This window comes from Halomonas borealis (assembly GCF_004798905.1).
GTDB classification, from domain to species: Bacteria; Pseudomonadota; Gammaproteobacteria; order Pseudomonadales; family Halomonadaceae; genus Halomonas; species Halomonas borealis.
In genome coordinates this window covers 100,409-114,396 of record NZ_SDMO01000012.1, presented here as the reverse complement: position 1 = coordinate 114,396, position 13,988 = coordinate 100,409, and the positions used below count along the sequence as shown (strand labels likewise).

The following is a 13,988-nucleotide window of genomic DNA, read 5'->3' as shown; positions in this document are numbered from 1 at the left end:
TGGTGTCGCCGGCCTGGGTGCCGGCGGTCAGGCCAACGCTGGCCTGCACGCCATCGGCCAGCTCATCGGCGTTGATGGCGCCGTCAGCGGCCTCAGCAATCGCCAGCGTCGGAGCGTCGTTACCGTCATCACCCCCCGGGCTGGTCGCATCCACAGTGAAGTCGATGTTGTTGGAAGCCACCGAGCTGTTGCCGGCGTCATCGGTGATTACTGCCGTGACGCTATAGTCGCCGTCTTCCAAGACACTGCTCGGAATTACGACGTTCGCGCTGCCGGCGTTGGCGTCGTCCGCCGTGACGGTGTAGGTCACGTCATCGGCATTATCGATGCTCAGGGTAATGGTGTCACCGGCCTGGGTGCCGGCGGTCAAGCCAACGCTGGCCTGCACGCCATCGGCCAGCTCATCGGCGTTGATGCCATCCGCGGCCTCGGCAATCGCCAGCGTCGGAGCGTCGTTACCGTCATCACCGCCCGGACTGGTGCCATCCACGCTGAAGTCGATGCCGTTGGACGGCACCGAGCTGTTGCCGGCGTCATCGGTGATCACTGCCGTGACGCTATAGTCGCCGTCTTCCAAGACACTGCTCGGAATTACGACGTTCGCGCTGCCGGCGTTGGCGTCGTCCGCCGTGACGTTGTAGGTCACGTCCTCCGCCCCATCGATGCTCAGCGTGATGGTGTCACCGGCCTCGGTGCCGTCGGTCAGGCCAACGCTGGCCTGCACGCCATCATCCAGTTCGTCGGCATTGACTTGGCCATCCGCGGCCTCAGCAATCGCCAGCGTCGGAGCGTCGTTACCGTCATCACCCCCCGGGCTGGTCGCATCCACAGTGAAGTCGATGTTGTTGGAAGCCACCGAGCTGTTGCCGGCTTCATCGGTGATCACCGCCGTGACACTGTAATCGCCGTCTACCAGCGAATCGCTGGGGATCACCACCGTGGCGCTGTCATTGGTGACGTCATCGTCCGTGACGGTGTAGGTCACGTCATCGGCATTATCGATGCTCAGGGTAATGGTGTCACCGGCCTGGGTGCCGGCGGTCAAGCCAACGCTGGCCTGAACGCCATCGGCCAGCTCGTCGGCGTTAATGGCACCGTCCGCGGCTTCGGTAATCGTCAGCGTCGGGGCGTCGGCGCCGTCATCACCACCCGGGCTGGTGGTATCCACGCTGAACTCGACAGCGGGAGATGACACCGCCGAGCTGTTGCCGGCGTCATCGGTGGCGGTCGCCGTGAAACTGTAATCACCCTCGGTCAGTGGGTCTGCTGGGGTGAAACTCCAGCTGCCGCTGCCGTCGGCCTCGGCGGAACCCAGGACGGTGTCCCCATCGAAGATGGTCACCGTGCTATCCGCCTCGGCGGTACCGGTCAGCGTCGGGGTGGTGTCGTCGGTGCTGTCGCCGTTGGCAAGTTCCCCGGTGACATCACCCACGTTGTCCGAGGCCGACGCGATGGTCGGCACCTCAGGTGCGGCGGTATCCACTCTGACGTCGAAGGCGTCGCTCGCCTCCGAGGTGTTACCGGCGTCATCGGTGGCGGTTGCCGTGAAGCTGTAATCACCCGCGGTCAGTGGGTCTGCTGGGGTGAAGCTCCAGTTGCCGCTGCCGTCGGCCTCGGCGGAACCCAGGACGGTGTCCCCATCGAAGATGGTCACCGTGCTATCCGCTTCGGCGGTGCCGCTCAGCGTCGGGGTGGTGTCATCGGTGCTGTCGCCGCTGGCAAGCGGATCGGTTACATCACCCACGTTGTCCGAGGCCGACGTGATGGTCGGCACCTCAGGTGCGGCGGTATCCACGCTGACGTCGAAGGCGTCGCTCGGCTCCGAGGTGTTGCCAGTAGGGTCGGTCGCGGTGGCAGTAAGGCTATGGCTACCATCGGCGAGAGGCTCTGACGGAGTAAAGCTCCAGCTACCGCTATCGGCTACGGTGATGGACTCGAGCACCGTATCACCATCCCTGATGGTTACCGTGCTGCCTGCCTCTGCGGTACCTGACAGCGTCGGGGTGGCATCGTCGGTGCTGTCACCACTGGAAAGCGGCCCGGTGAAGTCGCCTTCGTCATCCACGACCTCTGCGATGACCGGTGCCGCCGGGGCGGCGGCGTCCACTGTCAACGAGGCCTCTGGGCTTGCGTTACCCGCCGCGTCGGTGGCTGTCACAGTGATGACAGTATCGTCAGCCAACGGCGAAGTCGGTTTCACGGACCATTCGCCAGTTGTCTCATCCGCCGTGGCCATCAGGTCCGCCGTGCCATCGCCGTCAAGGTCGAGCGCTATCGTACTTCCGGATTCGGCACTGCCGCTGATGACGGTGCCATCGCTCGGATTCAGGGTCGGTGCCTCAGGAGCTGCGGTATCCACCGTCAGCTCCACGGCATCACTCGCCTCAGAGGTATTGCCGGCAGGGTCGGTGGCGGTAACGCTAAGGCTGTGACTACCCTCGGCAAGCGGTTCGCTTGGGGTAAAGCTCCAGTTGCCGCTGTCATCCGCGGTGGCAGTCCCCAGCACCGTATCACCGTCACGGATGGTGATCGTGCTGCCCGCCTCTGCACTACCGGACAGCGTCGGAGTGGCGTCGTCGGTGCTATCACCGTTAGCAAGAGGTCCGGTGACAGCTCCCTGATCATCACGGATTGCACCGATCTCCGGTGCCGACGGCGCGGTAACATCATCGTCGGAGCCGTCGTCGTGGTCTTGGCCGCTGCCGTCATCGTCGCTACCGCCGCCACCACCGGCTGCCGCAGCGGCCAAACCAGCAGCAGCGGCGCCGCCAAGAATCGCAGCGCCGGTCCAGACGCCACCACTCTCTTCAGCCGCTGCCACCATCTCGAAACCAGCCATGTCGGCCTGGGGAACATACTGCGCAGCAACTACGCCATTCTCGGCGGCAGGCGACAGATCAGCCCAGACAACACCACCTTCATTATCAACAAGATAAAGCTCACTAGCCCCTTCGCCAGCCTCGGTATAGAACCCGACAATCTTCAGGACCTGGCCATCGGCCGTCTCGACGATTAGGTCGTCACCGTCCCTGACAAGGGAAGTGATATTTTCTGGAGTGATATTCAGCAATACATTGCTTGACGTCTCGAGAACGAGATCTCCCTCGACCTCCCACTCGACAGCCTTGGAGAGCTCTTCCCCTAGACGGCTAACCTTGACAGTCATCCCCATGGAACACTCCTTGTGTTTTTTCTGGTTCCCTGATCCAAATCACGCTTATTTAACGGTCGACGAGCTGGCTTGCTAGATCCTTTTCATAAGGTATTTAGAATAAATGACGAGCATCTTTCAACAGAAAACTCGACTTGAATTATGCGAAACCCCAACTTAGAAGCGAATACCTATTGGATTCAAGGGGTGATTGACTATCCAATAGGTGAGCAAACGCGGTCACTTGCCCCGCCATTCCTACGTCATTGCAACCCGTGACTCCACGCCATTGACCCTAGCTATCGGGATCACATCACTAGATTACGCTCACCGATCCACATGCAGCAGTTGGCAAAGGGCTAAGGTGACCTTTCTTCTACCCCCTTCATGACCGCCTTGGCATTCTTGGCTGACTGGCTTCGCCTACCCTCCAGATAGACCCACCGCGTGGCACCGATGGCGACGGAAAGCAGCGTCTCTCCCCCCCCCTCATCCAGCACCTGACAGGAAGGTAGTGATGTCGATATACACCTACCCGATCACATGCCCGAAAAGGGTTTGTGTTGGTTTCTCCACCTACCTCCGGCGTTTAGCCATCTAGTTCCGCCAATGCCAGCACCTCACGTCATATAAATATGCGATGAAAACCGAAACATAAAACCGAGAATTTCAGACCCCACGGGCCACGATCAACACGTCTTAGAGAACGAACCGCAGATACCCGCGACCTGCTATCAATTTCAATATTGAGACCGCGAGGAAATACTTGCCCAAGTGCTCACTCAGCATGTTAGCCTCGTGGCGCTCGCTTTTCCGGGTGATGGGCTTCTTGGCCGGGATGGCATCGGCCAAGTAACGTTTGAGGGCGGTTTCGAGCGCCATGCGCTTCGAGGCACTGCGCTGGACGTAGACGACACACATCATCTCGTCTTCAATGCTGCGAGCCCAGCCTTGGGCATCGCGCGTTAGTGCGGCAGGCCTTAGCGATAGTGGGCCAGCCGGCCTTGCGGATGACGGCTTTCCAGCTACCGGTGAGAGGCTTGACGATGGTGGCCATGACAAGTTCCAGGGCCCCGAAGAATCGGTACTGTACCGAAACGGTAGCCTTGGAGTATGAGACTCGCCATAGAAAATTCTGAGATATTTGGTCTGAATGGTGGGCCCAGTAGGACTTGAACCTACGACCAAGGGATTATGAGTTCGCTTATAAATCAATAAGATACTGATACCCAAGGAAAAGCAACCGTAATCGAGAGAAAGGTACAGTTCTTTGAAATCAGTAGCTTAGAGAAAGTTGAGGATAGCACACGAAGCTGGTGTGTGTACCGGTGGTGTACCGTTTGGGGACCTCTCCTATCTCAAATAGCATGCCTCAGAGGGAACGTAAGGCTGCTTCTCTCGAATGTATACTGACCACTTACAGAAAAGAACAGGCTTTTAGTAAGTTCTGATATAACGTCCTCATATGCGCGGCTACTCAACGGGGCCAAGACTCAGTGCAGTGGGCTTAGCCGTGACAGGCCTTGTTGAGCTACGGGCACAGAACATCTGCGATAATCCTAGACTCAGCTAGATAATTCTCCAAGCGATGGCCATCGCGATAATTTGGCCTGGAATCTAGATAATAGCCAACGGAGTGGACGCGGTTTTGTCCACGCCTCAAAACTTGTGGAAGATTGTGGTCCGTCAAAACGTTCTGCATGTTTCTCTTCGCCGAGGCGCTACGGTGCGCTAGGAAGTTGCGTAGCGCCTTGAAGGCTTCAAATACTGCACTATTCACAGGCGTTATTGCCTGAATGTATCCCTGATAAGGCTGGGCTAGCCAGATTCCCGCCTTTTCCTTTAGATCATCTGAGCTCCCAAATGACACATTGTAGCCATTAGGATCCAGAATGTTTCGTATCGAATCTTGGGAAAGATGGGAGGTAATATCGATACTCGCTATGTTTTTAGCCCTCTTCGCATATAGACCACTAGCATCTATCTTCATATGCCCCGTCAGATAGTTTACGAAAGCGCTATTGTCGCGATTAATATATGCAATGAACAGATCGCTTATAAAGCCTTCTAGAAGAACAGATGCGCCCAAGAATGTGTATTCTGCCATAAGGTTACTATTAGTAGTGGAAAGAGCCGCGCCTGCCATGCTTACATATGCTTCTTCCACATCCTGAAGCCCAGACAAAAAATCTGATTTAATACTCGATGGATTCAGTGTTCTCATTTTTTCTTCCTATAGCCCCTGCGCCTGTCTTCAGCCGACTGCTTGAAGCGAATGACTGAAAGTAAGTGGCGAAAAGATAGTTCAATGTAAATCATTTTTGGGTGTAATACCACGCTCACTCTGAAGCTCCTGACATATGAGCTACTTCGAAGTGGCGGATTTTCTTGGAAAGCTCTAAGTATTCTCCAGATTCAAGAGCAGCGTACTTCTTATTAAGTAAAATTCTCTTGCCAGGAAAATAAACGTTAGCATCATCGACCAACCCAACAACCAACTGGCTGTTTTTCGGTCTATTCTTTACAATAAAGTCAAGGATATTATATAAATTTCCTTTATCTTGCTCTTGTTGATTTGGAGCATCAATAACTAAAGGAAAGTTCACCCCATCTTTACCCTCTACGATGAGAGAGACAACAGCAAAATAGTATGCAAGAACGGCCCTTGGAAGATCGCTTCCGCTTTCATCTATAGATGCATTAACATTTTTGAACACATGTTCACTGAGCCCCGTAACTTGTAGTTTTCTAGCATTCACCTCGAACCTCTCTCCATAGGTCTCAACTATTGTTTTTCGCCTTTCAGGATCATCAAATTTATCTGCGGACTCTTTAGCCTCAGCTTGATGCCGCTCAAGCTCACCTAAGTAAGCTTTAATCTCTTTAGCTTCAGTTTTCAAATGCTCCAAAAGTGACTTCTTTCCCTCAATATCAATTAGGTCCTTGACCTTAAGCTTTCCACGCTTCCGAGAAAGTATTTCCTCAATTTCAGATTGTCGCAAAAAATCTTTCTTCAATTCATCTTCGATAGACGCAATGTGCTTCTTTACCTGAGCTAAATCTTCCCTAAGTGATGAAAGCAAATCCGTGCAGGTTTCTGCATCTTGTGCAATTGCAAACCTTTCTGAAAATGAGTTTTCGTATTCTGCTCCACAAGTTGGACAATCAACTGAACTACCCAGACTCGATTGAGCATAAGCGTAGTCAGAATCCAACTCTTCTCGAGTATGGATGACAATTTCTATCTGAGCCTTAAGTCTAACTTCCTCTGTTCTAGCTTCAGAAATTTTCTGTTTGTACTGGGCTTGATTCTTTTCCAATTCATTGCATTTCAAAACAAGCTTATCAACATCCTTCTTAAACTCACTGAGATCTATATTAAAATCTACTGAAGAAAGTTCTTGGATAGCTTTAAACTCAATAGACTCGATCGACTTAAGCTGTCTCAATGGCTCATTTTTTTCTTCATCTAGCAACTTTATTTTTGCGTTTAGTGCGTACCACTGGTCGGGCCTTAGCCCGAGAAAGTAGCTAGTTAAGGTTTGCTTCCAATTTGCATATTGGCCAAGCCTATTAAATGAACACCAGGTTCCTGACCAACCTTTATCTTGATCAATGTAAAAAGGCAGGAGCATATATGCAGGCGGAGGAGTTTCTTGAATCCCCTCTCTATTTGTAATTTTTAGATTAAATCCAAATAGTTTTGCCAAAGCTGGACCGAGCTCATTGGTAACACTTTCGTAAGAACCTAGAAGGTGTCCTCCACCTGAAAACAGGGAGAAGGAGCGGCGGTGACGATAGATAAAATACTTATCTTCATCAATCTTAAATTCAACTAATGACGCTATATCCGCGGCCTTCCAGCTTCGGTGAATTTTCGGAGGCTCTGCACCAAAGGTCCAAAATAACGTTTTAATTACTGAGGACTTTCCAGTGTCGTTAGCTCCCTGAATCAGAGTCACATCAGGATCGAACTTTATTTCCAGAGCTTTCTTTTCTTCGTGCGATACGAGAAGCATGCTTTTTAACAGCAATTTTTTCATGACTCTTGCTCCTTAATTTCCTAACCAACTTCCTGTAGTTGTTCATCTTTAGTTACCTCTCTACAAATCATCGCTGCAATTTTCGTGACACCAAACAACCAAGACTCTGTAGTACTAAGCTCTTCTCTGATCTCTTTTGCAAGCGCAATAATCGTAACATCTCCGCTTCCAGTCTTGCTTTCCACTACCGATCTAACAAGCTTTGAAAACTCTTGGAACTGCTCGTTACCTGAATCCATTTCTTCGATTATAATTTGATTCCAAGCATTTTTAATACCCTTCAAAGCTAGCCCGTTGCATCCCTCGTTAAGCAGAATCTGGCTTGCATCGCTCCATCGCTGATCGTTGCTTCTTTGGCCCACCATGACGGAAAGCATTTCATTAAACCTATCTTTCGAAAGGCTTTTATTTACAATCGGATAGTGGCCTGAACTTTCGGCGTGCTCAAAATTAGTTTTCCGCCTCACTTCATCAAAAATAGTTTTGTATGCCAGACCAATATTTATCGTCTCTGTTGGAAAAAGGTTTTCAAAAAACTCGGATAACTTTCCTTTTGTTTGTGCGACATGATCTTCAACTGTGAGTAGTGTTCGCTCGAATTCGAACAGCCTAAGGCCTGACAAATCAGAATATGACTTATGCTTTGACTCTAACGCATTTGAGCATATTGTTTTTTCATCAAGGTGCATTTCGTCAAATCTCAACCTTGAAACGACAACTTTCTTTCCTGATTTTCTATCCTTGGTACTTATACCCTGATTCGAAATAAATGCCAGCCTTACTGCAAACTCAGGAAAGCACTCGTAGTTGGAGTAAATCTTCCGAAGTATAGAAGACTCATGGTCTTCACCTTTGCACTTAGCCAACCTGGCAATCGTCCAGTTTCCGCTTTTCTTAGATTTAACCTGATAAAAGCAGGCAGAATCAGGCATTGTGCGATGATCAAAGACCACTGTGTCTTCATGATGATCGAAAACAACAAGGTAATCTTTGCCATCTTGATGCAACTCTAAGAAATGGCAAATTGACCAGTTTTTCTGGTAGTCAAAACGGTTCGAAGAGCTTGAGCCTGCCGTCTCTCTTGGTGGGAGTGCTGAAAATTGAGTCAGAATATCAGATGTCACAGTATTTTCCTCAAGACCCAACAGGTATTAAGCTGCATGTACGTCAACTTGAATAAACATGCGCCCTCGAAAACATTGCTCAGCGTACTCAACTAGCTCACAAACTATTGAAATTTTTAAAATGTCAGCCATAACTTACCACCAGCCTCAAACTCAGCGACGTAAACTGCCTATCCGTTTCCTCTTCCGCCAACAGCGGAATGCTGAGCTTCTCGTGGCCGCTATGAGCATCCAGCGCGGCATCAGTAGCCTTCTTCAAGAAAAGGCCGTGCATTACCTGGTCTTCGCATTGGTTTTGTATCTGTGCCATAACCGCACCGTCGCGCCCTGTGTGGTCGCCGATGCCGTTGACGAAGTGCAGCTTGTCGTCGTCGCTGACCGGAGTGAGACCGTAGTCGCCTTCAGCCCCTTCTTGGCGCAGACGCTTTTCATTGCGCTTGGTGAGGTGATAGTGGGTGAGATCCCGCTCGCTGACCTCCTCCCCCGTATGTTCGCAGCCGCCGGCTATGCCGACCTCCCAGCGATAGGCCGTTATGGCCTCGATGATGTCCCGCTGGAACTGAGCTTCCCTGCTGTTCACTGTGTCATCCCCTGTGCCTGGCGTAATTATGCGTAACAGCCTAGCTCTTAAAGGATATAAGGAGAAGTCGACTTAGGCCGTTAAACTGCCAGGGCATGCCGCATCATCGGCGAAGCCCGCCCAAGGCCTGCTCCAATAGCTCTAGTGACTGACGGTGCTTGTCAGCCCCCATCCTCTGGATATTGGCTAGCTTCCAGCGCACGGCAGGCAGCCGATCCACGCCCGCCAGCGGAAGCAGCGTCCAGTCGGGTGCACCCTGCTTGAAGGACAGAAGAAAGCGAACGTCTTCATCCGTCATCAGCTGGCCTAGCCGCGTCAGAAGTTCATGCCGGGCGCCCTCCAACTGCTGCAACGGCATATCGGCCCTAGCCATCCCGACAAACTCATGTCGGTAGACATCATCCAACGCTTTCAGCCGTGGGTTGATCACTTCGTTTAAGGGCCTCGGGTGCCCCAGCAGATAGACCAGGAAGCCTTCGAATACGCTTCGATCCAGGCTGCCCTGGTTCAGCAGCAGCTTCACATCGAAAAGGTCCCTGGGGTGCTGGCGATCCAGCGCGGCGCAGATCTTGCCACCATAGAGGTCCGGCAGTGACACCACCCGCACCGCAGCGAAGCCGTAATCGTCCTCCACGGCTTCCACGACATCGCGCTCCTGCGGCGGGTGCAGAGTGCCACGCAGTACCGGCGACACCTCTACCTTTACCTGGCTGCGACCTCGACGCACCAGGATCCTCAGCTCGTCTCGGCGATTATCCTGAAGCTCGGCCCGCACACCTGGCAGTCGGGCGCTGAAAGTCTCTACCAGTCGCTGCAGCGCCTCGCGGCAGCGTCGCAGTGCCTCGTCACGGGGCTCCAGCGGCAAGTAGGCCAAGTCAATGTCGACCGAAAGGCGGGGTAATGGCTGCACGAAGAGATTGATGGCCGTACCGCCCTTCAGGGCGAAGCACGGCTCGTCATTGAGGAATGGCAGCAGTGAGACCAGCAGCCTGACCTGTTCGTGGTAGCGAGCGTCAATCGGCATGCAGGAACGCCTCCGGCACCGTCACGTGATATTCCCTGTCCAGCTTGCCGCCCTGGCAGAGCTGCCGCTTGCCTTTGCCGAGGTCCAGTCGACGTGGTTCCAGACGACCGTACCAGGCATGCCCGGCGTAGCGAGCCAGCACCAGGAAGGCACGCTTGGTTCTCACCGAACGGCACCCCTCCAGCAATGCCTGCAGCCGGCGCGGACGCAGCGTATTGAGCCCGCCGAAGGTGTCCACCAGCTCACTGCTGAACAGCAGCTCATTCGGCGTCACGGCGATCCACTCCAGGACCGCTCGCTCTGGGGTCGATACCTGCAAGCTGAAGGCCCTGCCATCCGGCGCGTAGTCCGTGAAGCTGCCGGGAAGCTGCGCTGGCAGGCCCTTTTCAGAGTGGAGCACCATCCGCCCTGCCCACTCGGCATCATTCAACCACCGGGGCAGCCGAGCGGCCTCCTTGCCATACAGGTGCGTTGTGCGCTCCCCCATGGGCAGATAGTGGGCAAAGCCATGCAGTGCCAGGGCCGTCTGGCCACCCGGCCAAAATGGTGGCATCCCCGAGCCGTCGCTCGCCTGTAGGGCGAAAACAGCGCTCTCCCAGGTAAGAGGCTCCCCCGCTTGGCAGTAGGCGCCGTGCCCCACGCGTTGCAGCCAGCCACTGCTGGCCAGCTTACGCGCCTGATCAGATGTGACGCCGTGTGACGCCAGCCAGGCGGTCGTCACGACGGCGCCATACGGGATCTTGTGCAGCAATTGGTTTATTTTCACGTTAAAAAGCGGCCTTAAATTCCGTCTTCAGAGTGAAGAATAAACCACAGTGGTTTATCTTCAAGCACAAAATCGCCATTCAATGCCGTTTTTAGCATAGAATTTAAACCAAAGGCTGAGTCTCCGTCCCTGCTTGTGTCCAAATTTAGCGGGAGGAAGCTTGAGGGACGAGGCCAGGCTGAGAAGGCCGCTGCAGGGGGACAAAGCGGCCACACATCACGTCAACCCTGATAGTGCGTGTACTTTTTCGCACTTCCCTTCACTTGGTCGGCGGGATATTTCTCCGCATTCTTCTCCATCTTCGCCCGGCATGCCGCTTCGATATCCAGGTCCAGCTTGCCCGCCAGCCGGATCAGATAGAGCTGAACATCGGCAATTTCGTCGCGCACGGCGGCCAGTTGCTGCTCATCCAGTTCCCTGGACTGCGCCTCGGTCAGCCACTGGAAGCACTCCTGCAGCTCCGCTGCCTCCACCGTCAGCGCCATGGCCAGGTTCTTGGGCGAGTGAAACTGATCCCAGTCGCGCTCGATGGCGAACTGGTCCATGGCGTCGCGGAGCTGCTCGAACGGGTCTGACATCTAGGGCTCACCTGGTTCTGCGGGATCGGATAGCGGTGAGCATGCCTGCTCTTCCGCTCGCTATCTAGCCTGCATCGGTATAGGCGGCGATGCGGCCGCCCACTCGCTCACAGCACGGAGAGGAATTCGCCGATGACCTTCAGATCCTCAAGCTCGTCCTCGAGCACGATGTCCTTGTAACCGAAGGCGTTGGTCTGGGGCTTCAGCACGATGCGCTGGTTCACGAACTCGCCGTATTCCTCGATCTTCTCGCTCTGATACTGCTTTACTGTGAAGCTGCCCCCGTGGTCAGGGTCCTCGATGGCGCGATGCTGCACCACGACGACCTTGCCTTGCCGTGTGCCGCCAGGGTTGGCACGGAACAGGCACCAAGCGCCGTTGGGGATGCGCCGGTTCATCGACTCCCCCACTACCCGGCTGACGAACAGGTCGGGGCTCGCACGCATGAAGTCCGGTAGCTCGACCCAGTGTTCAGCGTCGGCGATCTGCATCTCGCTGAACTCGCCGGCAGCGATGCTCAAATCGTACACGGGTATATGGCGCTCAAACGGCGCGGCCTCATCACGCGTCACGGTGGGAAGGTGCAATCCATCCAGCGTCTCGGCCTCTTTAGTCAGATCGGTATGCTCGGTGGCTGCCTGCGAACGAGCGAAGGCCGCGAAGTACTCGCGGGTCTCGGGATCCGTGGCATAGACGTAACAGCCCTTCTGGCCCCGCGTCATCAGCGTGCGATAGGTGTTCTTGATGATCTGGTCCGCCCGGGCACGGGCATGCTCGGGCTGCTCCTTGAGCATCTTCTTGTAGCCATGCACCGAGCGGTCCTGCCCTGCCCGCTTGGCGGCGTCCGTCACCACGCGGCCGTCACGAATCACGAAGTCGTCGCCGATGATGACGCCGACGTAGTCGAACTCGAGCCCCTGGCAGGTGTGGATGCAGCCGACCTGTTTCGCTGATCCATCGGCGATCGCCCATAGCATGCCGTCGTCGTCGAGGTTCCATTGGGCCGCGAAGCCATGTTCGGGAAACACGATGTCCATGGCGTGCTTGTCCTTCTTGCTCGCCCATGGCCAGCAGTAGCCCGCCACCATGCGTGCCTTGTTGGCCTTGCGGTTCTTCTCGAGAATCGCCCGGCGCATGGCACTCGGGTCATCGAACACCTGGAAGCCGTAGTCGATGTCCTCAAGATCGGTGTTGGCCGTGGTGCGAATCTGCAGCGCATGATCGAGCCAGGCCAGATAACCATCCGAGCCGTTGCAGCGAAACTGCGAGGCCAACTCAAGCTCGTGTACATCGGCACCGCACTCGGCTGCCCGCCGCCGGATCTCCTCGACCGAGCCCACGTCCTTCAGCGTGACACGCTGCGCCTCATCGATGAAAAAGATCGAGAAGCGTGACGCGGCGATCACCTCCTTGACCTGGCTCTCTCCCAGGTTCTGATACATGCCCGATTTCTCGTTCAGGCGGTGCGCCTCATCGACGATCAGTGCATGGAAGGTATCTGGCTCGGCGTTGACGTAGCTGCCCGAGCCCTTGAACAGGTTATCGATGTGGGTCTTCTTGCGCGTGCCGGTCAGCTTCTTCTTGAAGACCTCCCGAGGGGCCGAGTTGCGCGAGACGTACTGCGTCATCATCTCGCGCTTCGTCAGCTCCACCAGCAGGTTGATGGCTACTACCGACTTGCCGGTGCCTGGCCCGCCCTTGACGATCAGGCACTGCTTGCTCCCGCTGGCCGCGCGATGCGCAAGATCGATGGCGGTTTCATAGACCAGCTTCTGGTCGTCGATCATCAGGAACTCGGCGTTGCCTTGCATCATCGAGGCCAGGGCATCCGCCAGGTTCTTGCTCGGCTTGATCACACCGTGCTCGATGCGATACATGATGTTGTTGCTGTCGCCGTACTTTATGTGCTGGCTCAGAAACGCCGACAGTTTCAAGGCATCCTGCGAGATGAAGACCGGCGCACGGCGCGTGTGGTACTCGTAGAAGGGATCATTGATGGCGTCCCCCTGCTTCATGTTGTGCAGGTAGGCGCAGGGCACCAGGCGGATCGACTCGGAGCGTACCGTCTCGTTGTAGTCTTCGATCAGCGCGCCATAGGACCACGCCTGATACGACGGATGGTTGGTCTCGTGTACGCCGCCGCCCAACTGGGTGCACACGATGGCATCCTTCTTCGTCACCTCGACGGACTGCCACTGTTTCAGTTCCACGATGACCGCCGCATCGTCCCGCTGGTGGTTCTTGCCGGTCAGGATGAAGTCCACACGGCGATTGGTCAGCGGGATGTTGTATTCGATGGCCACCCCGGCCGACGCGGGAATCGCCTCGTCCAGTAGCGCGCTCATCATGAAGCGCAGAGAATTCTCCCACGACGTCACCTCACTGCGCGGTGAGTTGCGGTTCAGTCTACGTGCCACTTCGTTCTCGATGGCATCGGTGATGACGTTGGCTCGCACATCATCGATGAACTGCTGCTTGGTGGCGTTGTAGACCAGCATTCCAGAAAAATCCTTTATGAACAGGTTTTTATAAAACCCCAAGCACGCTTTTAGGCCACTATGGCGATTATGGAACCGCCATAATATCAACTAAACTTCATATTGTAGTCACAGTAAGCTATAGGGGAACTCCGAGTCATCATTGCCAGAGACCGACGGCTGTGCTGGCATTTCCTCCCCAGTGATTCATCCAGCGAGCCTCTGAGAACGCAGGAGCTTTCTCC

9 protein-coding genes and 1 pseudogene are annotated in these 13,988 nt (G+C 54.8%); all 10 read right to left on the bottom strand.

Annotation, left to right across the window (positions count from 1 at the left end; genetic code table 11):
- Positions 1–3,166, bottom strand: a 3,166-nt coding sequence (locus ETC07_RS12380; protein ID WP_168709223.1) for an Ig-like domain-containing protein, incomplete at its 3' end; no start/stop codon positions are given.
- 347 nt (positions 3,167–3,513) lie between these two features.
- A pseudogene (locus tag ETC07_RS16525) lies at positions 3,514–3,621 on the bottom strand (IS481 family transposase); the annotation flags it as partial.
- Positions 3,622–4,682: 1,061 nt separating this feature from the next.
- On the bottom strand, positions 4,683–5,375 hold the full coding sequence (locus ETC07_RS12370) for a hypothetical protein (protein WP_136248828.1): 693 nt from the start codon (positions 5,373–5,375) through the stop codon (positions 4,683–4,685).
- Positions 5,376–5,490: 115 nt separating this feature from the next.
- On the bottom strand, positions 5,491–7,194 hold the full coding sequence (locus ETC07_RS12365; RefSeq protein WP_136248827.1) for an SMC family protein: 1,704 nt from the start codon (positions 7,192–7,194) through the stop codon (positions 5,491–5,493).
- Positions 7,195–7,214: 20 nt separating this feature from the next.
- The gene (locus tag ETC07_RS12360) at positions 7,215–8,318 is read right to left on the bottom strand and encodes a dsDNA nuclease domain-containing protein (protein WP_168709222.1); all 1,104 of its coding nucleotides are present in this window, start codon (positions 8,316–8,318) and stop codon (positions 7,215–7,217) included.
- Between the two features lie 124 nt (positions 8,319–8,442).
- The gene (locus tag ETC07_RS12355) at positions 8,443–8,898 is read right to left on the bottom strand and encodes a hypothetical protein (RefSeq protein WP_136248825.1); all 456 of its coding nucleotides are present in this window, start codon (positions 8,896–8,898) and stop codon (positions 8,443–8,445) included.
- A gap of 103 nt (positions 8,899–9,001) precedes the next feature.
- Positions 9,002–9,922 (bottom strand): nucleotidyl transferase AbiEii/AbiGii toxin family protein, encoded by a 921-nt coding sequence (locus ETC07_RS12350; RefSeq protein WP_136248824.1) that lies wholly within the window; start codon positions 9,920–9,922, stop codon positions 9,002–9,004.
- Positions 9,912–10,688: a type IV toxin-antitoxin system AbiEi family antitoxin domain-containing protein gene (locus ETC07_RS12345; protein WP_136248823.1), complete on the bottom strand. Its 777-nt coding sequence runs from the start codon at positions 10,686–10,688 to the stop codon at positions 9,912–9,914. The genes ETC07_RS12350 and ETC07_RS12345 overlap by 11 nt, the downstream gene beginning before the upstream one ends.
- A gap of 221 nt (positions 10,689–10,909) precedes the next feature.
- Positions 10,910–11,266, bottom strand: coding sequence for a nucleotide pyrophosphohydrolase (locus tag ETC07_RS12340; RefSeq protein WP_136248822.1), 357 nt, complete (start codon positions 11,264–11,266; stop codon positions 10,910–10,912).
- Positions 11,267–11,373: 107 nt separating this feature from the next.
- The gene (locus ETC07_RS12335) at positions 11,374–13,764 is read right to left on the bottom strand and encodes a DNA/RNA helicase domain-containing protein (RefSeq protein ID WP_136248821.1); all 2,391 of its coding nucleotides are present in this window, start codon (positions 13,762–13,764) and stop codon (positions 11,374–11,376) included.
- Between the last annotated feature and the right edge of the window lie 224 nt (positions 13,765–13,988).

Coding starts and splice junctions, on each gene's coding strand:
- ETC07_RS12370 (WP_136248828.1), bottom strand. CDS start 5,375: ATGAGAACACTGAATCCATCGAGTATTAAATCAGATTTTTTGTCTGGG.
- ETC07_RS12365 (WP_136248827.1), bottom strand. CDS start 7,194: ATGAAAAAATTGCTGTTAAAAAGCATGCTTCTCGTATCGCACGAAGAA.
- ETC07_RS12350 (WP_136248824.1), bottom strand. CDS start 9,922: ATGCCGATTGACGCTCGCTACCACGAACAGGTCAGGCTGCTGGTCTCA.
- ETC07_RS12340 (WP_136248822.1), bottom strand. CDS start 11,266: ATGTCAGACCCGTTCGAGCAGCTCCGCGACGCCATGGACCAGTTCGCC.
- ETC07_RS12335 (WP_136248821.1), bottom strand. CDS start 13,764: ATGCTGGTCTACAACGCCACCAAGCAGCAGTTCATCGATGATGTGCGA.